Genomic DNA, 26,025 nt, shown 5'->3' on the forward strand with positions numbered 1-26,025 from the left:
CCTATGGAGCTAGAGCGTACTCTTGCCGAGAAGTTTCTATTTTCGGAGAGCGGGAAATACCGGCCTGCAGTGCGAATATCGTCCATAGGTATCTCATTGGGTGTCTCATTGATACTGCTGTCTCTTTTCGTAGTACGAGGTTTCAAACAAGAGATAGAAAAGAAGCTCAATAACTTTGTCGGCACTATTCGGATCTCCAATCCCGATAATAATTATGATGCCTACGCCCTGCCCCTCACTATTAGTGAGGACCTACTTACCGAGATAGAGAGAACTAGTCAGAGCACCTTTCCTGAGGCTAGGGTAGAGGCCTTTATTGACCAGATGGCCTTGGTAAAAGTAGACTCCTCATTCCGTGCTGTGATGATGCACGGAATGAGCGAAGGGTACGACCAAGCGTTTTACGAAGAGTACCTTGTGGCGGGAAGGCTCCCAGACTTGCACAAGCAAGGGGAGTTGCTACTTTCCAATAAAGTAGCACAGTTTTTAGGCCTTAATGTGGGCGATGATTTCCTTGCATACTACAGCAATGGCGACCGCACCAAAGTGCGAAAGTATCATATTGTAGGGCTGATTGAGACCGGTTTCGATACCTTTGATTATTCCCTGGCACTCACCTCCCTTTCCGACCTTCAGAGTGTCAATGATTGGAGCGAGCATCAGGTGGGGGGGCTTACCGTTACTCTAAAATCAAGGAGTGGGGCAAGCCAACTCTACGACCTTCTTTTTGACTTACTTGCCGACCGTAGTGAGAAATATGGAGAGCGGTATGCTATGTTTACCGTAGAGGAGCTGAACTACAACTATTTTGGCTGGCTCAACCTTTTGGATGCCAATGTGCTACTCATCCTTATCCTAATGATTGCGGTGGCTGCCATGACCATTGTTACAGGAGTTGTGGTACTGATCCTTGAAAGAGTCAGAGCTATTGCCACCCTCAAAGCATTGGGTCAACGTAACCGATCACTGCAGAAGATATTTTGGATTATGGCGAGCCATATCCTCCTGAGGGGAATATTGTACGCCAATGCGATTGCCTTGGCACTCGCCTTCCTACAGAAGCACTTTAGAGTGATTTCCCTTGATTCTAGCCAGTACTACATGAGCTACGTCCCCATCAGTATTGATTGGTGGGTACTTCTCGTAACCAATTTGGCGGTATTTATCGTTGTCTTTCTTTTCGTGCTTCTTCCCACCCGCATCATCGGTGGCATCAACCCTTCCCGCACCCTCCGCTTCGATTAGAAAGGGTAGCCGATAGCTAGGTGAAATACCGTTGGGAAGCCATTTTCGAAGGTATTGAAATACTTCTCCACCCTTCTTGTGGGCTTATGAAGACCTATTCCGATATCCAGACGCAATACCAAGAAATCAAGGTCATACCTCACTCCTAGTCCCGTTCCCAGTGCGATATCGTTTAGGAAATACTCTTTGGTCAGCTGTCCATTAGGTCTATTTGCATCCTCCCTCATCAGCCAAATATTACCGGCATCAATAAAAGTCGCCAGTTCAATCGCCCCAAATACCTTGTACCGTATCTCTAGGTTCGTCTCAAAACGAATATCCCCCGTGCGATCCATAAAACTCAGCGGATCCTCCATCGCTGGATTATATCCTCCTGGTCCTAGCGTACGCACATTAAATCCTCTGATACTATTAGCTCCACCCGCATAAAACTGCTCAGAGTAGGGCGCCACCGTCATATTTCCATAGCTGTAGACCGCACCAGCATAAGCTCGACTGGCCAATTGGAGTTTTGGGCTAAACTTGTAGTTGTATCGCAGCTCCAGCGTACCCTTCACAAATTGCGCAAAAGGGGCACCCAGAAACTTATAAGGTTCCGTGCCCTCTCGCTTCTTCCCCTTATAGAAAAGCGAAAGCACATTTCCCGCCTCAGCAATATAAGTCTGGATGCTAAATCCATGCCTTCCCTTCAATTCATAACCAAAGAGATAATTAGCCTGCGGAATAAATTGATTCCTAAAAGAGAGCCCAATGATCGGATTCTTTGCGATCACCTCTTCAAAACGCTCCGTCTTAGAGAGAAGGTGATTGTAACTCAGGCTTAGGGGCGTGATAGAATGCCGCATATTGGCATTCGGTTCGAGCCGATATGTGAGGTCAGCTCCAAATTGTGCCTGTTTGTAGAAGCGGGCACGGTTCAGAAACGTACCATTCAGTGAAATCAGCGTAGAAGCCGGAAACGAAAGCGGTTCGTGATTCAACACCGGCAGCAATAGCCTTGGAAAAGTGAGCGACGTCGTGACCCCTAGTTCATAGCTATTAATGTCCCAGCTTCTCCCCTTCGTATTGTGCTTCGTCTCCCATTCATAGCTCCCTCTCGCCGTCACCGTGAGCATTTCACCGCCCCTAAATATATTCTTCCTATTGACCGAAAAGTTGAGCCCCGGCCCCACCTGATTATTACTCTTAAACCTAAAAACCCCCTCCAGCTCCGTGCTATAGGGCTTATCCAGTTGCGAAGTAATAATAATATCAAGCGCATTATTAATGCTATCATTTGAAGAACGGTTAAAAGCCACATCGGTATAGGCAAAAGCATTCAGATCCGCCATAGAGCGGAGCGTCTTGATCTGGCTCTCCTGATTATAGAGAGTCCCCGACTCAAATCCTATGCGTGGCAAGAGCGATGAAAACTTCACCGGCGACCTTTTATGGTACTTAAATAGCACCCCCTCCACCATCAAACTATCCGTGAGGGCACTATTCTGCCCATCCCGCACCTCATAGGTAATAGAGCCGATATGCCACGGACGGTACGCCTCGGGGAGCATCTTTTCCGAAAGCAACACCCTCAGCTGCACCTTTCTAGGCACCTGTACCGTATCCGCCTCATAGACGATATGATTGGGTTGAAAAAAGTAATACCCCCGATCCCTTAGGAAGTTGCTGATCCTAGTCCGCTCATTCTCCAAAGCCAGCACTCCAAAAGGTTCCCCACGGTGTAGAAATCCCCGTTTTGAATGTACCAGCGAATCCAGTTCTTGCAGAGGCAGAGCTTCCAATTGATAGTTGATACTATCCAGCACGTGCGGTGCTCCCATCGCAATGTGGTAGCTTGGCCTGGCACTAATTGAGTCCTTGCCCACGATCGTAACCTCAGGTGTTACTGAGCTGTGGAAATAGCCATACTCCCTCAGCACCTGCTCCGCCACAGACGCCCTCAGCTCAGGGTTCACCTCCGAGAGGAGAATCGGCTTCTCCCCAAAAGTCTTATAGAGCCACCTCCCAAAGAAATTATTGGAGTGAGCATAGTACTTATCAAAGAAAAAAGGATATGAAAAGGGCAATCGATGCTTTGCCGACCCTAGCAAACTATTATTTGGCTTATAGTTAAGCACACTCTCCAGCTCATTGCGTGCTAATTTACTATTGTCCGAAAAGCCTGTCCCCTTATCGGCATACTCAATTTTCCCCACGCCAGCATAAAACTGCTCCCCTTCGGGGATATACTTAGCTACCGAGCAGCCCCCCAGCAGTAGCAGAGAGAGCCAAAGCCCACACCATTTATTTATTCCCTTCATCCTCTTTATCATTTGTCGTCACCTCCTCCCTTCTTGGCAAAGCTTTTATCTCCCATATAGCTCTAGGCGTAGGGGCATTAGATTTCAGTGGGTTGGAGAACTTAAATAGCTCATTCAGCTTATTCATCTTCCTCCGGATTACATAGCCAATTCCCGTCTCAATCACCTCACCATCCAGGAGATTTTCATAGTTTTTATTGTGGAAAAGCCTCAGATAGTGCGTCCCCGCTTGATCCAGCTGATAGTCCAGCGACATATTATCTATAAACGTCTGCTGCAATCCAGTTGCCGCAGCACCCGTCACCATCTTACCGCCCACCTGCACGCTGATTCGGTTGTTAAAGAGGCGCTTAGTAATGCTGTACGAGTAGTTAGTCCCCACACCATACGCATTTGTACCGTCGGTAATACCTAGATTGATCTCGGCATCAAGCGCCTCCCCAGCGAGCGAATTAATCTGACTAGCCAGGAACGAAGTGAGTGCCCCATTCACATTAAATCCCTTGGTATTCGAAGAACCCCCACCGCCAAAGTAGTGCCCCGAAGCCAAAAGCATTATTGATTGCCTATTCTGCTCCTCAGGACTCAGGCGTGCCAGCATATTTCGGATCGTCAGGTCTTGCGGTGCCTCCATTTCAAATCGCAGTTTCAGGTTGTCCAGCCTATCCTCCGCGATCACATGCACGTCAAAGTCCACCTGTCTATCCGGCTCCCCTGCTAGCGATACATTACTGCGTATCCTAGCCGTCGCCTTCACATCAATGTCTGGCTCCATTAGTAGCCCATTCCACGTTACCTTACTCCCCTGCTGTACCTTAAACTTCCGCTTTAGTGGTGATACGTACAAGTGGATATCCCCCTCATGGATATTGTACGCCCCATTCAGCGTCATCGCCCCATACGGTGGAATAGAGAGATTAAAGTCACCACCCCCTTGGAGCGCCACCTTATTATTACCATCAGTCGTCAGAATAGCATTCACCTTAGCGGCAGGGTCTATGTGGAGAGCCAGTTTGATATCCATACCACCGAGAGAAAGGCTATCCACCGTGCTTTTTTGCTTCACAAAGAGCGTATCCGAAAAGTCGGTAAATGTCACCAACCCCTTGTACCCAGCTCTGCTCTGTAGCTCCCCTGTCTGCGATTGATAAGTGACATCCGTATCCCCCTTAATCGAGAGCGAACCCGAGAGCTTAAAGGCACTCAGTGGCCCCTTGATCCTTAGATCCGCATCAGTATTCACCTTGCCATAGAGGAGCGTCTCACTCGTCGCATCAGAGTCCAGAAGCATCATATCCCTACCCACTATACGGAGGTCACTCTTCAGCCCATTTGCCACCGATACATATCCTTGAGTGGTGAGCCTGCCCGTATTAGCGCTGAGGGCATACTCTTCTAGCAAAATGCGCCCGTCCACCACTCGTATTGGTTTCGAATCCAGGTGATAAGTTTCATTGGCAAAAGGGGTATAGAGACTAGCCTCCTCAAAGGTGATCTGTCCACTCAGTGGCACCACCTTAGCACGCTCAATATTCTCTCCTAGAGCATAGTTGCTCACACTTCCGCTCATCCGCCCCTTCAGCTTAGCATACTTTGCGGGGAGAAAAGGATTACTCCTCTCCAGCGGTAGCTCCTTCACCGTTAGGTGGTACCTCAGAGCCTCCTTAGCCTCCTTTGATGAGCTCTTCGGCGCAAAGGCCTCAGCCCATAGCACCGACTTCCCCCCTAGAGCCACCTCACCAGATAGATGGCTCCCCGACGTACCGTCCTCCATATTACCCGAAGCCTCCACTTGCCCGATCTCCCTCTTTTGGTAAAATAGATTCTCCGCCTTCAGCACCCCCTTCATCTCACTGCCCCCCTTCGGTAGCTGTAGCCAATCCACCGTCGCATTCAGTCGGCCCGAGAGGTCAGGCACCCAAGGCACCGCACCTAGGTCGGCAAGGCGAAGGTCGCTGATCGTTGCTCTCAGCAAGTGACCCCGCTCATCGGGCAGGTCATGTATCTTGATCCAAGTCCCCTCCGCCGTCGCCAGCTCCAGCTGTGCAAGGATCTTGTTGCGATCCTCTTTAGGCAGCGTCACGAAGTCCTCACCCACCACCTCAAATCTATTGTAGGCGAGCACCACCGGATCGGGGGTGAATCCAAGCGTCAGGTCACCATTCGGTCTATTCATTAGCTCCAGACCCATCTGGACAAATGGTTCCTGTTTCGAATCCAGCCAATTGATATACGCCTCACTGCGGTGTACATTAGATGAGAGCGAGAGAATCATATCAAACGCCGGTTGATTGAGGAATGGCTCCTTGTGTACCGTCCCCATCGCCGTAAAGAAAGCCGAGTCCTGCCGCAGCACCAAGTCGATATTATCGATCCTAAATGTATCCGACTGAAAATGGCTCACCACTCCCAGTCCCGAGAGTCCCTCCCCTGCTACTGTCTGCAGGTCCAGCGACACCGATGTAGCCCCTATGCGGTGCTCATCAAGGTAGGCCCTCAAGAGGTTGTCACGGCCCATCTCAAATCGCAGCTCCATATCTGGGTAATAGTGTATCCACGGTGCCATATTTACCTGCCCCACTGAGTCGGCGAGCGACTTCTGTGCTTCCTCCATCACCTTTTGTAGGCGAGTAGTAAAGTCATTCAAACCATTCTTAGCTGCAAAGTGGAGCGAGAGATCACCCGAAGCCACCTCAGCCCCTAGATCTCTCTCCGATGTGTGGAGTGTGAGATAAGTATTCTTAGGGTAGATTGTTCCCTTATCCGTCACCAGCACAAAGTTTTCGATTTCTCCCTCCAGTTGGTACCGTTGCTTCAGATCACTCATCACATTACTCCTTAGCTCCAGCTTACCCGATTGCAAGATCGGTAGATCCACCCCGATCGCCGAGGGAATCACCGTATCCACCAATATATTAATACTCCCCGAGAGACTATCTCTCCGCATCATGATATCTGACTGTGCCGCCAGCCGAAGTCCCTCACTATCCGTACTGAGTGCCGCAAAGAGCTGATGATCCTTGAGCTGTGAGAGGAGCGTCATTTGTTGTAGGCGATAGCCACGGTAGCTTACACTATCCACATCCACGTAGAGGATCCCTCTCGCATGCTGGTCAAAGGGGTCTGTACCACGCCCCTCTAGATTAATCGTTGCCGAAAGGGGGCCGATCGTATCATTCGGCAAAAAAGGCTGTAGTGCTAGATCTCGTACCCTAAGGTCGGCAAAATATTCCTCCCGCCGTGGGTGGTAAAAGGCATGGAGAGTGAGGTCGCCTCCTCCCATATCCGCTGCCTGTCGTAGCTGTAGATCTGCCCCCATCTCCTCTGCTGAGTAGCGTGCTGATCCTCGTAGCTGCACCCCCTCTGGAATATCCCAGCTAGGCACCTTTTTCCCTTCTTTACCTTCCATTAGCGTGAGCAACCACTCCCGTAGATCACGTCCCGTCTGTAGCTCCAGCGTGGCATCCACCTTTCGACCCTCTGCAAGCGGTTGCTTTGCCACCCCCTTCAGCGAGAGCTCCGCTACCTCTTCCCCTTTCATACGAAGGGCATAGGTGAGCTGATCTTCCATTGTCCCATTCGCCTCTAGTGACACCTCCAGTGGCTTAGAGACCCTTGCCAGGCGTTCCCCCACAAAGCGACCAACATCCTTTGGGGAAAGCACCCCCTCCAGTCGGAGATCTGCCACCCCCACACTATCTGGTAGCCAGCCCCTAAACGGTAATGAAGCCGAACCCTTTAAGTGGGTCTCCCCCACCGATAGCTCCAGCCCCTTGGCTACTAGTCGCTCCCCCTCCTTTCGTAGCGAGAGCCGCCCCTCCTGCAGCACCACTCCATCGCCTACCGCATAGTGTAGATGCTCCAGCTCACCCCGTAGCTCCTCTACACCGCCATACCATACCTCATGCCCCTTTAGCTCGGCATACCATGGTAGGGGCAAAGGCGAAGGCTGTGCAAAGGCACTGCTGTCGCCCAAAGCAGTCAAACCTGCCGCTAGATCTACCGTCGCCGCACCATATCGACCGCTCCCAAGATCTACCTGCACACCCCGCAGATCGCCCCTCGTGATGTAGCTATTAATCCGCATCGGAGTGAGCGAATCAAGGGGAAGGGGGAAGGGGGTGGGGAGGGTGTCTGAGATGGTAGGTGGGGAGAGAAGGGTGATATAGGCCGCCACATTGCGTAGCTCCCCACGAGAGAGCTCTACCAGTAAGTGGGAAGGATCTTTCTCCGGTTCCTTGACCGAATCCCCAGCCGTGATGATTGTAAGGTAAAGGTCGGTATCGTAAAGCCCCAGATTTCCCGCCTCTATTCGTTCCATTGAGAGGTCTAGATCAATGTGATCCAAAGCGAGCCGACCAATGGCCCCTGCTACTTGGATCGAATCATTACTGAGAGAAAAGCGAGCCCGTCCTCGTTCCAGTACCACCCCACCAATCGGCAGGCGCCCACCACGCAATAGAGGGAGCAATCGTACATCCGCGGTGAGCAAACCTACCGACCCCAGTTCATCCCCACTTGCGATCTCTGTAGCCCGAACCTCTTCCAGTCGCAGCTTCAGTGGAAAGGCTACCCCCACACGCTCCCACTCCAGCGCAATGCCAGCGCGCTCTGCTACCTCGGTCCGAACCAAACCCAAGAGCCACCCCTGCACCACAGGTAGGTAGAGGAGTGCCGTACCTAGTATGAGTATTGCAAACACCGTAGCTATACCGATGCCAAGCCACCGTAGCCCTCGCCGCCACCAGCTTCTATAGGCCTTAGGCGAAGGTTCCTCCCCGTCCGCTCCCTGTGGTTCATCACCGCCCTCGTTATTGGACAGAGTGGTCTCTGCCGAAGAGGCTTCGGTGCTGGTCGCTACAGTGGACAGCTGGGTGGATTGTGACTCCCTTTCCTCGGTTCGCTTCATCGTAGGTACGCTATCTATATAATGTGTATGTCTCGTATAAATTGAACTAATGGACACTCTCCTCTCCTCCCTATCGCCCATCGCTCACTCTGCAAATTTACTCATTATTATCCATACCTACCTACCACTCAAACCGATACTTATGGGGTTTGACATCAGAAAGGTCCGTCATCTCATCCTCGACTTATACTCGTCAAAAGAACTGATAGATCGAAAGGACCTGTGCGAGGAGGTAATTACCCATTGATACTCTTATGGATGTCTAGCGATAAGACCTTTCTAATGCGTAACCCCATCAACATTCTACAATAAGGTGGCTAGGTACTCAAACTGTAAGTATCTTTGCTATAAGAGAACAGTCGTAAATAGGGGGCCTTTGGTAATACCACGCCCCTTGGAGTAGAGATACAAATATCGTTCACCTGTAAAGAGAGAATGGATATGAAAGCGTTTCAAGATTATTATACAGAGGAGTTTAGCCATTGTTATGGCTGTGGAAGGCTTAATGAGCATGGACTTCATCTGAAGAGTTACTGGCTGGATAACGATCCTGCTAGTGACACTGCTATAGCCCATTATACGCCACCTAAGTATGCTACTGGTGGCTATCCGCAGAATGTTTATGGTGGACTGATTGCCGCCCTCCTCGATTGCCACGGTAATGGAACTGCCGCAGCTGCTGGGTGCCGATACTTTGGTAGAGATATGGCGTCACAACCTAGTTTGAGGTATGTAACGGCCCACCTTGGGCTCGATTTTCTTGCCCCAACACCAATGGGGTCTCCTCTTGAGCTTCGTGCTACTATTCAAGAGGTCACCGACCGTAAGGTGGTGATGCATCTTGAGCTCTGGGCAGAGCATCAGCTTAGAGTGGAGGGCAGAATGGTCTCTGTCCTACTCCGATGAGCTATTGCTCTAGGAGGCGACTGAGGAAGGGGGCTGTGAAGGTGAGGTGGGTATAGGTGGCGATCACTTTTCCGTGCTGGAAAAGTAGCGTATTGACTGGTTCACCTGTAGCATTGAGTTGGTTGGCGACCCCTTCGTCGGTAGCGGTGAGATGAGAGTAATGAAATTCGTGTCCTTTGAGCGGTACGCCAAAGAGCTCCAGCTGTCGGTAGCCGATGGTGAGTCGGGCTCCTTCCATCGTAGCACTATGATTAAAGAGACCTACCATTGGGTACTCCTTTTCCTCTGCGGTGATGAGGCTCCGGGAGAGGTAGAGCATCCCCCCACACTCAGCGATGAGCGGGGCTTGGCGCTCGGCATAGGCTTTGATTTGTTGAATCATCGCACTATTCTGAGAGAGTTGCTCGGCGTAGAGCTCGGGGTACCCTCCTGGCAGGTAGAGCAGGTCGCACTCGGGGAGTTGGCTATCGTGGATAGGACTAAAATAAGTGATCGTACCGAACTGCTCCAGCATCCGAATATTTTCGGTATAGATGAAGTTGAAAGCTTCGTCGCGAGCCACCGCTATTTTCTTGGTGCCTTTAGGTGCATTACTCCCTATAGTTGATATTGTTGAGATAGACTGATATTGAGAATCAGCAAGCAATTGAGTGAGGTCGATATGTGCTTCTACAAGGTTGGCGGCCTGATTGGCGTGTGCCTCTAGTGCCTCTGGGTCGTCGGTAATCAATCCTAAGTGACGGCTGGGGAGGGTGAGCGTTTTATCCGTAGGGATAGAGCCAAGTACCTTTACCCCTACATCATCAGCTGCGTCACGTAGATAGGCTAGGTGCTTTGGGGAATTGACCTTATTGAAGATCACGCCTAGTATATTGAGCTCTGGCCGGAAGTGCTTGATGCCATATAGGAGGGGGGCGACGCTGTAGGCCATCGACTTGGGTGTGAGGACGAGCACGATCGGCAGACCCAGTACCTCTGCCAGGTGTGCGGTGGAGCCCCGGTCCCGATCATAGCCATCGAAAAGCCCCATCACCCCCTCCACAACAGCTACGTCGCTAGGGGCTTGATAGCTTCGGAAAAGAGTTTGGACACTCTCTTCGCTCTGCATAAAGAGGTCAAGGTTCACGGAATCGACTCCCGATGCATTCTTATGTAGCTTGGGATCGATATAGTCGGGCCCACACTTGAAGGGCTGGACACGGTATCCTTGTCGACTAAGTGCTCTAAGGAGACCGATGGTGATGGTACTCTTGCCACTATCCGAGGTGGGGGCTGCAATAATAAAGGCGGATGGTTTCATAGTTTTTGAGAGATAAAGTTGCCAGTGTCATCAATCAGTAGTATCTCTAAGGAGGCGTGTGGCACAATGGGCTGGCACACCTCATAACAATGCTGGATGATGAACTGGTAGAATTTGGATGCTTTGTTGGGTATTAATTGCCATATTTCTCGTGCTAAAGTGATCCCGCTGATATCAACTTCCTCTCTAGATTCTGTTAGTACCTGCTTGAGAAACTCCTTATCCATCGTTACTTTATGACTGTGGGTATCGAGTTCGCCTGCAGCTAGCTTGACCGCTTTCCCCAGCATGATGCCGAGGGTAATGGTGGGGAAGGAGAGCTGATGAGCAAAAGTAAGGGTCTCGCCAATGAAATTGCCATACTGTATAAAGGCGTTGGGGGGTAGGTGGGGAAACCTTGCTTTGAGGTACTTCTCGGACCTACCACCAGAATTGAGCACCAGGTGCTCGACACCTACCGCTTTGGAGACCTCCATCTCTCGCCGTATGGAGGCGATCCAGGTATCGTTGGAGTAGGGACGAACCACTCCTGTAGTGCCGATAATGGAGATACCATCGACAATCCCGAGGCGTGGGTTGAAGGTGTTCTTGGCAATCGACTCGCCTTGGGGTACGAAGATGGTCACCTCTACGCCTACTTGGGTGAGGTCGAGCATCTCCTCGCAAAGGGAGGTGATCATTCTCCGTGGCGTCTGATTGATAGCGGGACCACCGATCTCTAGTCCTAGCCCAGGAAGGGTCACTCTGCCTACGCCGATGCCTTGCTTAAACTCCACCCCCTCTTTCCCTTTGTGGAGAGCTACCGTGGCACAGATTTCAGCACCATTGGTGACGTCGGGGTCATCGCCTGAGTACTTTATCGCTACTGCGGTGGCTTCGTTGCCCTTGACGGTGACCGATTGAATGGGGAAGGGGATGATTTCTCCATCGGGAAGGGTGACCTCGACCGTGGAGAGCTCAATCTCCTCTAGGAGGGCTACAAGGGCTGCTTTGGTGGCAGCGGTGGCGGTGGTGCCTGTGGTGAAGCCAATCTTTTGGGAAAAGAACTCTGGGAGCAACTGCTCTATCCCTCGCCTGAGCCCTATCTTTCCGGTGACGGTGAGATTGGGGGTATAACCAAGGGAAGGGCGAGTAATAGCGATTACAGATATGCCTAAGGAGAGCGCAGTAGAGACTTTTTCGGTAAAGCCACTAGTGGTACCACTCTCCTTCACAATGATCAGGTTGGGCTGTAAGGTGCGGAATAACGCTTCATCGCTCAGCTCTTGATCGTAGTAAATGATCTTGGAACGAGGAATACCTGTCCGCTCAATGGTCTTCTCGGTTTCGGCAATCGGCATCACCCTGAAATAGGTCTCGTGCTCTTGCCAGTAGCTCTGTAGCTTTGCGATGCTATTCACACCGGTGAGTGCGAGTACCTTGGTAGGCTTTGCTTGGAGAAGTCGGGCGATGGCTTCCTCAAAAGTGGAAACCTGCTGCACCTCCTCTGGAATGGTAGGAAACTCCCTTTCGTATCTAATCACAGGTAGGTGCAAGGCACCCACATTGCTGTGTAGATTGGTGGCAAAAGGGTGGGCGGCATCGATGATGAGCCCTACGCTATGCTCTTGGCAAAAGGCCTGAAGCTCCTCCTTGTCTTTGCCTCCAGTAATATGGATCCCATTGTGTAGTGTGATCTCTTGGGAGTTGCCAAAAGTAGAGTAGTAAAATGGTACTCCTGCCTCTTCGCACACCTCTACACACCTACGACCTTCGGTGGTTCCGCCTAAGATTAATAGTTTCATAGTAGTCTTTGGAGGAGCTCTTCGATGGAATCAATGGCTATCGGAGGTGTATCGGGGCGGTGCAGTACTATCTTCCTTCCGCTGGTATCGATGTAGGTGGGGGTCTCTGTCTCGCGATCTGCTAAGATGCGGTTGCGGAGTAGTGCTTTGCGAACCATGGAGAAGAGGTGGCCGTGACCGATTACTTTAATGCGTCTATCGTAATCATTTTCGATCCGAAATAGTCCAGTAGTTTGGTCGAAAATGATCTCTTTTTGTTCGAAGAAACGACTGAGCACTCCGGAGAGGGCTAGATCCTCAGGGGTGCCGATATGGAGGTGACGCTCGTCGTCCATCAGCCATATTTTATCTGCAATTTGGAGGGCGAGCTCCAGGTCGTGAGTGGAGAGGAATATGGTTTTATTCAACTCTCGAGAGAGACGGTGCAGCAGTTGCATCATATCTACTTTGGAAGGGAAGTCGAGGAAGGCGGTAGGTTCGTCTAAGATGATGATGGGGGTCTCTTGAGCCAATGCTTTGGCGATCATGGTCTTTTGGCGCTCTCCATCGCTAAGACTGTGTACCATGCGGTCTCGCAGTTTCTCAATACGCACCTGCTGAATGGCTAGATCTACAGCTTGGCGGTCTTGAGAGGCAAGGCGACCCCAGAAGCCTGTATAAGGGCTTCTCCCGAGGGCTACGAGCTCACGGACGGTCATGTTATTGGCATCTACCTTTTCAGTGAGTACTACGCCGACTACTTTGGATAGTTCGCTCTCTTTGTACTGGTTGATATCTTTATCTTGCACCAATACCTCTCCCGCTAGCTTGGGCTGGAAGCGGGCAATGGTGCGGAGTAGGGTAGATTTTCCCACTCCGTTGGAACCGAGGAGGCAGGTTAATTCACCTGCATTGACTGAGGCGGTGAGGTGCTTGGCAACAACCTTCTCCCCATTTTTCTGCTTGTACCCAATGGACAAGTCCCTAAGTGCAATGGTCTTCATCATATTATCTCAGTTCTTCTGCGATCAAATAAGACGGATATCACTATTGGGGCACCGATCAAGGCGGTGACGGAGTTGATGGGGAGTGCCCCTTCGAAGCCTGGCATGCGAGCGATGAGGTTGCACAGTAGTGAAAGCGAAGCCCCTACCACGGTCACCGCGGGCACCAAAATGATGTGATTGGAGGTGGAGAATAGGGTGCGACAAAGGTGAGGCACTGCCATGCCTAGAAAGACGATCGGACCGCAATAGGCGGTGACAATGGCGGTAAGGACGCAGGAGCAGAAGATGATCACGTTGCGGGCCTTGGTGTAGTTGAGACCTAAGTTGCGGGCGTAGTTTTCGCCTAGGAGGAGTAGGTTGAGTGGCTTAATGAGCAGGAATGAGAGGGGAATCAAGATGAGCATGATGATGACGAAGGTGTAGACTTGATCTCCACTCAGCTTGGAGAAGCTACCAAGACCCCAGATGACGTAGCTACGGACATCTTCATCGTTGCTGAAGAACTTGAGTACTCCGATGATGGCATTGGCAATATAGCCGATCATGACGCCCATAATCAGTAGAATGGCATTGCCTCGTACCTTTTTGGAGATGAGAATGATCAGCACCATCACTGCCATTGCCCCTATGATCGCTGCAATGGATACGGCCATTTCTCCTATAAAGCCCATGCGAGTAAGGGCTTTTTGGCTGATACTTCCCGAGAGGAGTATCAAGGTAGCTACTCCTAGGCTCGCTCCGGAACTAATACCTAACTCTGAAGGACCTGCAAGAGGATTGCGGAATACGGTTTGCATCTGCAGTCCACTGATAGAGAGTGCAGCACCAGCAATGAAGGCAGTGATAGTTTGCGGGAACCGACTTTTCCATATAATATTATTCCAGATCTCACCCCCAGTAGTCTCTTTCCCAATCAGTATGCGGAAGACATCTAGCGTGGGTATCGGAATGGTACCTAGGGCTAGATTGAGTAGGAAAAAGAGGAGTATGGTGAAGATGCCCAGTACAAAGAGAATGACATTGCGTTTGGTAGCCATACGGATAGGGATTACTTCAATACGTCATAGAAAACAGGCTGGTGATCTGGAAGCAATTGTGGGTGAAAGGCCTTGATAAGGTCGGCCAATACCACATCTGGCTCTACGGGCGATAGCTCGTAGAAGGGACGCTCGGAGAGATTGCAGTAGACCACTTTCTTATCCTTAAATGCCTTGAAGTCTCGGTAGCGGCTATCTGTCTTATCAAGTACCTCGTAGCTATATTTGTCTGGATAGCTATTGAGAATTCTCCAAAAGTCGGCATTGGCGCCTTGTGCGTAAACGGTTTCGAAGTCCACGTAGAAGCCACCCGACTCTTCATTGTCCATCATGAAGTATTCTGCCCCGGCATCGGTGAACTGATGGGCAAGATAACTTTCTCCACCCACTACGTACCAGTTGCCACCGTGGAGCTCTCCACTCAGTACCTTTGGTCGTTCAATAACCTCTGGAATTAAAGCTTTTAGGGCGTTGTATCGCTCCTCTATGCCACTGAATATCGTCTCCGCACGCTCTTCATCGTCAAGGAGTAGGGCAATAAACTTGATCCATTCAGCTTGCCCAAGAGGGGTTAGCTCCTTATATCCAAGAAAAGTCACTAATGGAGTGCCGAGCGTTTGTAGCACATCATAGCCCCCTCGCTTAAAGGGGGAAACTAGGATGATATCAGGCTGGATCGCCATAATGAGTTCGGTATCAAAGTTCCCTTCAATGCCAATGCGTTTGCTACGACCATCTGCCAATTGTGCTTTCATCTGTTCGTTGAAAAGAAAGCGGGTGCTCGGCATTCCCACCACTTTGTCGATTGCATCGAGCTTGATAAAGTTGGAGAGTTGGAGAGTAGTCATAACAATTGCACGCCTCACTGGCGTCTCAATCACTACATAATCATTGGGGATTCCTTTGGGTTGCGTGCCTCTTGGAACTAAGGCATACTTCCAAATCTGTTCGTTTTCATTGGCAGGATCAGTCATATCTACCAAGGTGTAGCCCTCCCCTTTTTGGATGTTCAATCCTTTGGCATACTTGATATAATCTACTGATTCGAGCTGTTCGCTCTGGTTGCTTTGATCCTCTTTGCAAGACCAAAGAGCTATCATAGCGAATAATAAGATGAGAATACGCTTCATACGCTTTGAGGTTTTATGACAATGATTGAAAAATAGGGGCAAGTGCGAGAGAGAAAGCTTTCCAGATCCGAGGTGAGGAATTGCTTCTCATCTCCAAGCCACTCCATATAGGTAAATGGGTAGTTCCCTTGGCGGAGCAACTCTTTGATGCTCTCTTGGTAAAGGGATAACTTCATGATGGCAACAACCGAACCATTGGCAAGAGGAGTGAGCACATCGGAGGGAGTGTTGATTTGGGAGAGGAGTGTGAGGTTTTGCCCTTGCTCTACAAGAGGTACCATAGCTTGTGCCATACCAGCGACGAATGATGGGACGCCTGGTATCACCTCCACTTTTGCACCACGTTTGGTAAGCTCTGCGACGATCTTAAAGGCAGATGAGTAAATGCCGGCATCACCAATAGTGACGAGAGAAACCTGTTGCTCCTCCTTATAAAGATCATAAAGCCTTTGAGTGACTTTGTCGTACACCCCTGTAGCCAAACTTGGATCTTTTTTCATCGGGATATCAAACTGCTCTACTTTTAGGAGAAGATCCTCAAGCGGCTTCAGACGCTCTAGCACTCTCACAGCTTCCCCACTAGGAGCAAAGATAATATCACTCTCTTTTAACGCAGTAAAGGCTCTTAGTGTGATATTATCAGGGGCTCCACTCCCTAGAGATATGATTTTAATCGAACTCATTTTCGGAATAGATGTTTGAATGAATCATTGTAGAGTTTGGACAGGCCTTGGCGATTATCAATCGCCTCACCCACTACTATTAGCGTGGTGAGTGTCAACTTATTGTCCCGAATGATTTGTGCCAGGTGTTGTAGCTCTCCTCTAATGATCTTTTGCTCTTTCCACGTGAGTTTGTGGCAAACTGCTACGGGCGTCTCAGGTGGGTAGTGTACCAGCAATTCGCTTTGCACCTTTTCTGCCAAAGTGGCACTGAGGTAGATGCACATAGTGCTTTGAGAGGCAGCCAACTTGTGGAGTTGCTCCTTCTCTGGCATAGGAGTTCGCCCTTCTCCACGGGTGAGGATGATGCTTTGCACCTTCTCCGGAATGGTGAATTGAGACCTCAATTCTGCTGCCGCTGCGAGGAATGATGAGATACCAGGGGTGATGTGATAGCTCATACCTGCTTCGTCGAAGAGTGCCATCTGCTCCTGAATGGCACCATAGATGCAAGGGTCACCCGTATGCAGACGTACAATCAGGCAGTGGCGGTCGTAAAACTCCTTCATAAGGGCAAATTGCTCCTCCAAATTCATGTCGGCAGAGCTCCGAACTGTAGCACCTGGTTTAGCGTAATAGGTGAGTTCAATTGGCACCAGACTACCTGCATAGAGGATTAAATCGGCTTGCTGTAGGAAGTGCTTTCCTCGCACTGAAATAAGCTCTGGATCGCCAGGACCTGCCCCCACAATCTCTATATGGCCGTGGGGTAGGGCATTGGCATCAATGGCTAGGGCAAAAGTGAAGTCGTTTCCCTCCGATAGTTTTCCTTTTTGTTTCTCAATAACCAATACTCCGCCATTTGATGCAAGAAGAGCCGCTGCTTCAGATACACTGGGCGAGGAGGTTACCTCATTGACTTTATTGGAAGGGTTGGGCACCTCTATCTCCTCGAGTTGATCAGCTGAGTAGTATTGTGGCACTATCCCCAGTTTCTCCCCAAGTCCCTCAATAATTGGTTCGCCTCTTTTTAGCTCAATGCTATTGATGCTCGCTATGGAGAGCTCCGAGAAACCTGCCGTATGGAGTTGTTGGAGGATGTAATCGCTGACCCCCTCAGGATTGGCTTTGTGACGGCACCCAATACCTAGATGTAGTACCTGAGGTCGGTATAAAACTTGAGGAATATTGAGGTCAGAGAGCACGCTTGGCGTCACCGCAATTAGCAGTTGATACTTAGAGATATCCAAGTCTTCTAGATGGTAGTAGACATCTACATAGCTGGGCTTCGTACGCTCTAGGTAGTCGCATCGCATATCTAGCAAAAGAGCGGTTGGAACGCCGTCTACAAACTTGGTGATTGCCTCATTGAGGGTCGCTCCTACCGTTTCCAATTTCCAGCCAAACTGTCTAGGAAGCGTATCAAGTGCCCAAAGCCCTTGTCGGTCACTTTGGGTAGTGATGATGGGTTCCGCCCCTAGTATTGAGGCAATTCGGCTAGCCCATTCATTTGCTCCACCAATGTGCCCCGATGCCACTGAAATGACATATTTGCCAGTGGTGTCAATACATATAATGGCTGGGTCGGTATGTTTATCCTTGAGATAAGGAGCGATGCTCCGGACGCAAATTCCCATTGCAGAGAAGAAGACGACTAGGTCGTGCTCCGCCATTACCCGCCCCGTTTCTTCCTGAAGGTCCACAATCTTCTCAAAGCCCTCAAGCTCCCTAGTGCTATAGAGCTTTCCTCCCAATTCTGAATGTAGTTGGAGCGCTTTCTCCTTCGCTACCTCAGAGAGGATAATAATGCCTATATTTTGATTCATCATTTTATTGCTTTCATCACCCTTATCGGGTTGTTATTATCGATAGCGATCTCCACCTCTTTTATGATGGTGCCAGATACCTTCTCAATGGCTACTCTGAATAGATCTTGACTCTCCTGCGAAACTGAGTTAAAGACCAAGAGACCCTTCTCTGGCAATAACGGCCAAACCTTACCTACGATCTCCACCAGTTTTCCACCATGACCTCCGATAAAGGCACAATCTGGCTTAGGTAAATCATCCGTCTCAACCTCGCAAAAGTCCCCTCCTCTAAAGTCGATGCCTGGAGTGCCAAACTTCTTGCTATTGGAGGAAAGTAGCTCCTCCCCTTCAGGTCGGATCTCAAAAGCTACCATTCTAAGGTGTGGAAATTGCAGCTTCGCTTCAATGGAGACCGAACCGGTACAACTACCGATATCCCAAAAGACGTGGCGATTATTCAGCTCAAGCATAGAAAGAGAGAGTAATCTAATGGGGCTCTTAGTCAACATCTTAGCCCGACCATTGAGGAGGTGAAATGCCTCATCCGGTATCCCAAAGTACTTCTGCCTAGGACTTGTCTCCACCAATATCATATTGTAGGGATAGCTAAACTCCCTCTCCGCCACCTCTGAGAGCGACAGTTCACTCACCCGTTCCTCCTCCTGATTACCTAGCAGTTCGCCTACGTATGCCTTGTAATTGTCGTACCCATAGTCGAGCATCCGCTGAGCCACCGTAGCAGGAGTATGCTCTTTGCGATCCAATAGCAATCCGATCATCGATTCTCTTTGGATAAGAGCTCTATCAAACTCATGCCAAGGACGCCCCGTAAGGGTTACTTCGTGCATACTCTGGTAAGGCAATAGGGCACGGTGAGCCAGCATTTGTAGGGAGTGAAAACTAGGGTAAACCTTTACCGTCGCCTCAGGAATATGCCTCATAATGGTCTCCCCAATTCCATTGAATAGTGGGTCGCATGAGGCAATGACCACCAAATCATCAAATTGGCGATACTGCTCCATCAACGCTCCCATAGGAGGTACCACCTCTATCCATTCGTGTTTGCTCGGAAGGTAAGGTTTGATAATCTCGTAGTGTCGCTTTCCGCCTGAGAAGTGGTATCCCTCCTGAAGCACCTTGAGCACTTCAGGGCGGAAAAACTGCTCTCGATTGTCGTCTATGCCTATTATCGTAATCTTCATAGGAGGAAGAGGTTATACGTCGCGACCTGGTCTTAGTGCCTCTGCATCATCAAAGGTGAGAATCGCATTGCACAGTGTTGCAGCAAGATTGCTACCTCCTTTACGGCCGTCAATAATCAACTTAGGAATATTACGGAAAGGTTTCACCGCATGCTTCGACTCGCAAACGTGTACGAACCCAACTGGAGCCGCAATGATACCCATAGGCTTTGCCTCTCCTTTTCGGATTAAGCTGGCCAATTCTAGTAGGGCTGTTGGTGCATTACCAAAGGCAAAGAGGGCATCGGGGTGCTCTGCCACTGCCAGACGAATACCTGCCTGAGTACGGGTGATACCTAGACGATCCGACATCTCCTTGGTACGAGGGTCTGAGAGGTAGCACTTAGCCTCAATGCCCAATCTTTGAAGAGCCCCTTTGCGAATACCAGAGGTGACCATCGTAACATCAGTAATAATGGTCTTGATTTTCCCTGAAACACACGCCTCATGCAGTCTCTTCACAGCATCGGGATCGGAGTAGAATATCTGCTCCATTTCAAAGTCGGCAGTGGTATGAATCGCGTGGAGTAGAGCCCACTTATGATCCAGCGGAATCTCAGGGTTCTTGAGCTGAGACTCTATCGTTCGGAAGCTCTCGATCATAATTTGCTGACCTAGCTTGGTATCTTTATCCGCTTTTTCACGATAGTATCCACGAGGCGTAATCATGCGATTGCGGGTCGTAAATGTCTGGCTATTTCCAATGATCACCATGGTAAACATATCAATCTGCTCTGCATCAAATTCTGCAAGAGTAGTGTAGGTCACCTCTTGATCCTCACGGCCAGCTTGGCGAACAATGCCCACAGGAGTATTAGCGTCCCGCTCTTTCAAGAATAGTTCGCGTAGTCGCTCAATCTGCCAGTACCGCTTGACACTCTTAGGATTATAAATCGCTGTGATAAAGTCCGCCTCGGCAGCAGCGATGATTCTTCGCTCAATCTTTGCCCACGGCGTCATAAGATCGGAAAGCGAGATGATACAGAAGTCGTGACCAATGGGAGCCCCCAATATAGAGGCCGCCGTCTGAAAGGCTGAAATGCCTGGGAGTACCTCAATCTCAATAGCACTCTTCAGCTCCTCCGCCATCTCATAGATAAGGGGAGCCATACCGTAAATGCCAGCATCTCCAGAACTAATCACAGCCACCTCCTTACCTTCATCGGCAAACCTAAACGCCTCTCTAGCTCTTGCCGTCTCCTGACGCATTCCTGTATCTACACACTCTGTATCAGGTCGGAGGTAGTGCGAGACAAACTGGAAGTAGTACTTGTAGCCAACCACTACATCCACCTTGCCTAAAATATCCCTTGCCCCAATGGTCAGGTCGCGCTCACTACCCGGACCTATTCCAATCACATATATCTTTCCCATCACATTTATTTATCAATTAAACTCTATCAATTAAACAACTATCTATACTTTTGCCCTCACTTAACAAAGCTAAGGGTTTCTCGTATCAAAGCAAAATGTTTTAGGTATCAAACAAAAATGTTTTAGGTACCAAACAAAACTCTTTCCTATATCAACAAAACCCCACCACTACCTAATTGGTTCGGTAGGTGGTGGGGTGAGGTCATTGATATCTAATTATCTATCTAGTTTTATGATACGATCTGCAAAGAAACCGGGCTTCAGTTTGGCTGCCTCAGTCACCTTTTCTGTCGCAAATTCATACTTATAGAATTTAGTCTGAGTGTCATCGCTGATACCAAGAAGGGCGTAGTCTTCTTCTACAACGATAAGTTCTGAGTAAGTACCACCTTGGCTTGTTGGAATCTCCTTGATACGGTACTGATCACCTCCTGGGGTTAAGTCTATCACCGCCCAAATAAATCTTCTAGGTACTTTCCAACTATTTTTGTCAGCTTTATTTTTAGGACTCTCCAAGTAAGCAAGCACTTTGGTTCCTCTCATGTGGTGAATAGTCAGAATCTTATTCTCATCAAAGATGTCAAGTTTATAGTTGGGGTCAATTCTAAACTCCCCGGCTTTAATACGCAAGATGTGTCCATGCTGCTTCGTAGATGAAGTGGCATCATCTCTTACCGTATTACATAGCATATAGTAGTCTCCATTTGGCATAAAGAAGCCATTCTGCTGTCTGAGTGACCCAAAAGATACTGATCCTGGACGATCTACACGCTTCTCCTTGTAGATATGCTCCACTGCCATATTGTCGGGATTAATCGTAGCGGTAAAGAATGCTTTGTGGCTATCCAGACCCATTTTAGGCTTTTTCTTATCCTCATGCCTGAAGTTGAAAAGCAACTTGTTATCAGCCTTTCGGTATGCCAATAGCCCACAGGAAGAGAATATTTCGTCCTCTGCTATCTTGCCTAATTCTGGGAAGTCAAGTGTACCTTTAGCTATGACTTCCATACTCTCAGTATTGATCTTAACCCAATTCATTTTATGCTTTTTAGGTGCTCTTTTATCTTTGCTGTCGGGTGCACCTATAAGCACAAGTGTATTGTCATCTAGCCATTCATGTGCAAACCGTCGGTCTGAGAGTTCTGGCATTGGGAATACTTTGATAATTTCTACTCCAGCATCAGTAATCTTATACTTACCAAAGTTGTTCCCATCTGCAGGACGGCTAATACTATAGTAATAGCCCTTGTGATAGATGACAAAAGGAGTGATACCAGATTTAAGCGTTTCTGCACCTTTCCCTATGATATCATATTCCCCTTCAAGCAAGGTGGGTATTTTCTTAACTACGTGTGCATCTTGTTTCTCAGTAGAGGAGGTACCTTCTCCAGTCGCCAACCACAAATCATAGAGGTTTTCAGCTGGCTTTTCTGGATTCTCAGGATCCTTTGGATGCTCTGGTAGCTCTGGCACATCAGGCTTCTTCGGATCTTTACCTTTAGGGGTATCGTTGCTGCCACAGCTTGTGGTTAAAGCGATCACTAAGATGGCTAATAGTTGGATAATTGACTTGCGTTTCATTTAAGTTATCTGTTTAATTAAAGAATGTGGTAAGTTTACAGAAGAGAGAGCGTCCTGGCTTCTGAAGCATATAGTTATCGTAATTGATCTGATCAAAGAGATTATTGCAGTTAATGGATAATTTCTGCTTGCCCTTATTCCAAGACCAGGTAGCACCAATGTCGGTGGTTGATTGGGTGGGGATAATAGCCTTAGAGCTTTTAGAGCCAAGAGCCGCCCATGAAAGATAGAACCAGTGGACATATCCATACGAGGCATTAATCCTTAGGTCACTTTCCTTCAGACCAAAAGGCTCCTGAAAATTAATCCCTAGCGAGCTATTGGTGTAGAAAAAGGGTTTGTTGGGTATCCGGTTATTATAGGTAATATCTATTCGGCCATCGGGAAGCTTCTCGCTTCTATTCCTTTCATCAACATAGGTTGCATTCACCCCCAAGTCAATCAGATTTTTATATCGATACTTGAGATCAATCTCACCTCCAAACACTCGTGCTGCCCCTACATTTTTATAGGTACCTAATCCTTCACCTATAATATCTCTTCGGATATAATCTTTTACATCACGCATGAAAAAGGTCCCCTCGTAGTTGATAGAGTGGTTACTATTAATTCTCCAAGCCCCATAGAGGGCAAGGTTGAGGTTGTGTGCTCTTTCAGGGTTGAGCTTGAAATTGGGGTAGATACTAGCCCCATTACCGAATAACTCTCGTGCCGTAGGGAGCCGAGTTGCATTTTCGTAGGAGAGTTTTAGCGAAATCTCTTTGGCAAAGGTGACACGTGCCCCCAAACCATACCCTATATTATTGCGAACCACTTTACGCTCCACATCACGAACTCCAGTAATCCAATACATATCCTCTTGCTCAATAGAAGATTGGAGGATATAATCCTTCAAAAAGAGAGTGGAATTGATCCTATCGCCCCACCAGTAACTACTGTACGAAAGTCCAATAATATGGCGTGCTAAGAAGTCACTTGTTGGGATAAAATCCTCATCATAGCTATCACTCCTATTATTATGATTGGCGGTTAGGGTATAATTTAGGTTGAGGGTACTCGCATTAGTTAGCCGATAGGCCAGATTACCCCTTACCACAGTGGTTGGTCGTTTAATATGCCGGAGCATTTTGCCGCGTTGAGTGATCTCACTCCTATTGGACTCCAAGAACGAACCATCCCAAAAGTACTTTCTAAAGGTGGTATCAGCAAAAAGGACATGGTCCAAAGTATGAGAGGCAAATAGTTTTGCCGTCAACCCCTTCACCAATAAATTCCTCTTGCTATAGTTGAGAGAAACTCTAAGGGCATCTCGGTACCTCTCAGCATCACCAATCACCAGTTTTTGGCTCAAACCAGTTTGAATCTCACTCTTGCTATTGGCATAGTAGACACCGATGAGTGCTTCATCCGCCCATTTAGTTTGAGTGAATCCAGCTTGTATTTCTCCGTTGATAGAACGGTAGCCATCGTGAAATCTTCGGTAATCCCCCGTTTGGTATTCATTGGCCTCTGGATTCCACACATCCACTCCACGCATCATATAGTTATTACGAGTAGAGGTGAGACTACCATTACCACGGACGGTAAAGCCATTGCTTTTCACCCTGTATTCTCCACTAAGGTTAGCACCATAAGTGTGGAAAGAACCCCCGTTGATGGAGGCCTCAAGATAGTTCTTATTCTCCTTGCGGGTGATGATGTTGACAGCACCGCCAAGGGCATCTAGCCCTAGTTCGGGAGGGACCACTCCTTTGTAGATCTCCACCCTATCCACAATGTTGATGGGTAGATTGGCTATGTTGGTACCACTGCCTAGTGAGGTGAGTGGTACCCCATCAATGAAGTATCTAATCGCATTGCCACTTAGTCCCGTCAAGGTGAGGTCGAAATTAGAGCCGATGCCTCCTTCCTCTCTAATCCTTACCCCGCTGGTCTGTCCCAATAGGTTATTTAAGCTGTTGTTGGAGGCGGCGTATGGGCGGACATTGAGGCTTTTGGCAGCGTAGACCCCCTCTTGCATCTGCTTGCTGTAGTCGGGACCTACCACTAATACCTCTCCTAGTTGCTTATAATCCTCCTTTAATTGAATGGTTACGGAACTATTCTTGGAGAGGTTCACCCTTTTGTGAGTGGTTTTATAGCCAAGTAGCGAGGCACGGAGTAGGTAGCTGCCCGACTTCAAGTTGAGCGAGAAGCTACCAGTCTGATCGGCTGCTGCCACATTGCCTTTACCCTCTATGGCAATCACTGCGTAAGGTAGTGGATGATTTTTTTCATCCACTACCTTTCCATTTATCTGGTAAGTCTGAGCGGTTGCTATGGTAGCAGTCAGAACTAGGATAAGCGAAAGAAATAGTCTATTAATCATCAGCGTGCATCTTTTCACCCGTTACCTCATAGACTTTTTTCTTCTCACCAATGAGCAATCTTCTATATTGAGAGTAGAAGTCTATTTTGTCGTTGAGGATCTGTTGTAGCTCAGGTAGTTCGCCTAGTCCTTCGAGCCTTAGTTCTACCTCAAATCCCGCCTTGGTTAAGTTTTCCTTCCAATCCTCGGCGATATCCTCCTTGGCATGCTCCCCAGCCACAATCATAAGAGGACGAAGTACCACCTTCTTTAATCCTGTAGCTTTAAGTCTTTGAAGTGCTTGCTCGTAGTAAGGGTAGCCCTCTACGCAGCCGATGATCACATTAGGGTGCCCACTTAACATCAGCATGTGGTCCAGCATCGCGTATTGTGCAGTAGCCACATCGTAGGTGCCGTGACCTACCCAAATAGTTGCCATATCTGGTTGGCTATCAGCCGTGATAAGCTTGATTAGCTTTTCGTAGTCTGCTTCGTGGAATAGTAGCGGAGTTGCCACTCTTATCTTCTTAAAGTTAAAGGGTAGGTGGGCTACTTCACGGATTACCGAGGTGACCTCTACACCATTGGTAATAGAAGTGGAGATCACTAGTACATGGGTATAACCTTCATTGTGTAGTTGTTGTAGGGCCTCAGTAGGATTGAGTTTGATGATCCCCTTATTATCCTTTAGTCGTTTGATGATGATACGAGAGGTATAGGCTTCACGTACCTCAAGATTGGGGTGACGCTCCTTAACTGCCTTGTTAATGGCATCAAGTGTCACAGCTCTGGTATCATCGTGTGTGGTACCGAAGTGGGTGATTAAGATGGCCCCTTTATCGCCCTCCTGTAAATTTTCAAATAGAGGGTCCTCAATAAACACCTTGTTTTGAGCACTCACCTGCTGATGGCATAGCATAGAGATAAGAACTGCCATAGTCCCTAGCAATAATTTCCTCATAAGTCTGAAATGGTTTCCGACATCAATATAACAGCACTCTGCACCCCGGAGCACCACAATACACACTATGATATGGCAGGTTTCCTGACTTGCTTTACTTTGGAATACCTTCCCACCTGATAAGGCAGTGGTAAATACGAATATCCAAAGCTTATTTCAAAGCTCACAGTAGCGGGCACTGCTCCAGACTTTCACTGGATTCCCTTTTATAGGCTATCTAAAGAGTCGAATAGTCTATCACCATATCTGTCTATCTACCTACAAAGGTAGTAATATTTAGGGTGCTTAACAAATATTGGGAAAGGTTTATGTGCGCCTGTGGCGGAGGGGTACCTCATCGGACAAGTCGGACAGGTCGGACGAGTCGGACAAGTCGGACGGGTAAGGACCCCGGCCGAGGGGGTCAGACCTAGATGGGGTTTGTGGTTTCCTGAAAAAGGTTGACTCCGTTAAT

General features: G+C 48.7%; 16 protein-coding genes and 1 riboswitch. Of the genes, 2 read left to right on the top strand and 14 right to left on the bottom strand.

The window, feature by feature from the left end:
* Positions 1-3 precede the first annotated feature (3 nt).
* Positions 4-1,245: an ABC transporter permease gene (locus HMPREF3027_RS01620; RefSeq protein WP_070706476.1), complete on the top strand. Its 1,242-nt coding sequence runs from the start codon at positions 4-6 to the stop codon at positions 1,243-1,245.
* Here HMPREF3027_RS01620 and HMPREF3027_RS01625 read toward each other — a convergent pair.
* Together HMPREF3027_RS01625 and HMPREF3027_RS01630 are read right to left on the bottom strand one after the other, a co-directional pair.
* Positions 1,242-3,545, bottom strand: coding sequence for a translocation and assembly module lipoprotein TamL (locus tag HMPREF3027_RS01625; RefSeq protein WP_070706477.1), 2,304 nt, complete (start codon positions 3,543-3,545; stop codon positions 1,242-1,244). The genes HMPREF3027_RS01620 and HMPREF3027_RS01625 overlap by 4 nt on opposite strands.
* Positions 3,529-8,454, bottom strand: a complete 4,926-nt coding sequence (locus HMPREF3027_RS01630; protein ID WP_070706478.1) for a translocation/assembly module TamB domain-containing protein — start codon at positions 8,452-8,454, stop codon at positions 3,529-3,531. The genes HMPREF3027_RS01625 and HMPREF3027_RS01630 overlap by 17 nt, the downstream gene beginning before the upstream one ends.
* Positions 8,455-8,889: 435 nt before the next feature.
* Here HMPREF3027_RS01630 and HMPREF3027_RS01640 point away from each other — a divergent pair, with 435 nt between their 5' ends.
* On the top strand, positions 8,890-9,360 hold the full coding sequence (locus HMPREF3027_RS01640; RefSeq protein ID WP_070706483.1) for a PaaI family thioesterase: 471 nt from the start codon (positions 8,890-8,892) through the stop codon (positions 9,358-9,360).
* Between the two features lies 1 nt (position 9,361).
* On the opposite strand, the gene HMPREF3027_RS01645 is transcribed toward HMPREF3027_RS01640, so the two are convergent.
* The 12 genes from HMPREF3027_RS01645 to HMPREF3027_RS01700 all read right to left on the bottom strand — a co-directional run bounded on the left by HMPREF3027_RS01645 (position 9,362) and on the right by HMPREF3027_RS01700 (position 25,571).
* Positions 9,362-10,660, bottom strand: a complete 1,299-nt coding sequence (locus HMPREF3027_RS01645; protein ID WP_070706485.1) for a cobyrinic acid a,c-diamide synthase CobB — start codon at positions 10,658-10,660, stop codon at positions 9,362-9,364.
* Positions 10,657-12,444 (bottom strand): cobalt-precorrin-5B (C(1))-methyltransferase CbiD, encoded by a 1,788-nt coding sequence (cbiD, locus tag HMPREF3027_RS01650; protein ID WP_070706487.1) that lies wholly within the window; start codon positions 12,442-12,444, stop codon positions 10,657-10,659. Before cbiD ends, HMPREF3027_RS01645 begins: the two co-directional genes overlap by 4 nt.
* Complete coding sequence (locus HMPREF3027_RS01655; protein ID WP_141756206.1) at positions 12,441-13,427, bottom strand: ABC transporter ATP-binding protein; 987 nt, start codon at positions 13,425-13,427, stop codon at positions 12,441-12,443. The genes cbiD and HMPREF3027_RS01655 overlap by 4 nt, the downstream gene beginning before the upstream one ends.
* Positions 13,427-14,467, bottom strand: coding sequence for an iron ABC transporter permease (locus HMPREF3027_RS01660; RefSeq protein ID WP_070706491.1), 1,041 nt, complete (start codon positions 14,465-14,467; stop codon positions 13,427-13,429). Before HMPREF3027_RS01660 ends, HMPREF3027_RS01655 begins: the two co-directional genes overlap by 1 nt.
* A gap of 11 nt (positions 14,468-14,478) precedes the next feature.
* Positions 14,479-15,597, bottom strand: a complete 1,119-nt coding sequence (locus HMPREF3027_RS01665; RefSeq protein WP_070706493.1) for an ABC transporter substrate-binding protein — start codon at positions 15,595-15,597, stop codon at positions 14,479-14,481.
* Entirely contained in the window at positions 15,594-16,280 is a 687-nt protein-coding gene (locus HMPREF3027_RS01670; protein ID WP_070706495.1) for a precorrin-2 C(20)-methyltransferase, read from the bottom strand. The genes HMPREF3027_RS01665 and HMPREF3027_RS01670 overlap by 4 nt, the downstream gene beginning before the upstream one ends.
* Positions 16,277-18,085, bottom strand: coding sequence for a precorrin-4 C(11)-methyltransferase (gene cobM / locus HMPREF3027_RS01675; RefSeq protein ID WP_070706511.1), 1,809 nt, complete (start codon positions 18,083-18,085; stop codon positions 16,277-16,279). The genes HMPREF3027_RS01670 and cobM overlap by 4 nt, the downstream gene beginning before the upstream one ends.
* Entirely contained in the window at positions 18,085-19,269 is a 1,185-nt protein-coding gene (gene cbiE / locus HMPREF3027_RS01680) for a precorrin-6y C5,15-methyltransferase (decarboxylating) subunit CbiE (protein ID WP_070706497.1), read from the bottom strand. The genes cobM and cbiE overlap by 1 nt, the downstream gene beginning before the upstream one ends.
* 12 nt (positions 19,270-19,281) lie before the next feature.
* A complete protein-coding gene (gene cobJ, locus HMPREF3027_RS01685) occupies positions 19,282-20,682 on the bottom strand; it encodes a precorrin-3B C(17)-methyltransferase (protein WP_070706499.1) in 1,401 nt (466 codons plus the stop codon).
* Positions 20,683-20,898: 216 nt separating this feature from the next.
* Complete coding sequence (locus HMPREF3027_RS01690; protein ID WP_070706501.1) at positions 20,899-22,263, bottom strand: hypothetical protein; 1,365 nt, start codon at positions 22,261-22,263, stop codon at positions 20,899-20,901.
* Between the two features lie 13 nt (positions 22,264-22,276).
* Entirely contained in the window at positions 22,277-24,631 is a 2,355-nt protein-coding gene (locus tag HMPREF3027_RS01695) for a TonB-dependent receptor (RefSeq protein WP_070706503.1), read from the bottom strand.
* Entirely contained in the window at positions 24,624-25,571 is a 948-nt protein-coding gene (locus tag HMPREF3027_RS01700; RefSeq protein WP_070706505.1) for a sirohydrochlorin cobaltochelatase, read from the bottom strand. The genes HMPREF3027_RS01695 and HMPREF3027_RS01700 overlap by 8 nt, the downstream gene beginning before the upstream one ends.
* A gap of 56 nt (positions 25,572-25,627) precedes the next feature.
* Positions 25,628-25,831, bottom strand: a riboswitch (cobalamin riboswitch).
* Positions 25,832-26,025: the final 194 nt, after the last annotated feature.

Origin of the sequence: Porphyromonas sp. HMSC077F02 (assembly GCF_001815465.1) — a bacterium.
Lineage (GTDB): Bacteria > Bacteroidota > Bacteroidia > Bacteroidales > Porphyromonadaceae > Porphyromonas_A > Porphyromonas_A somerae.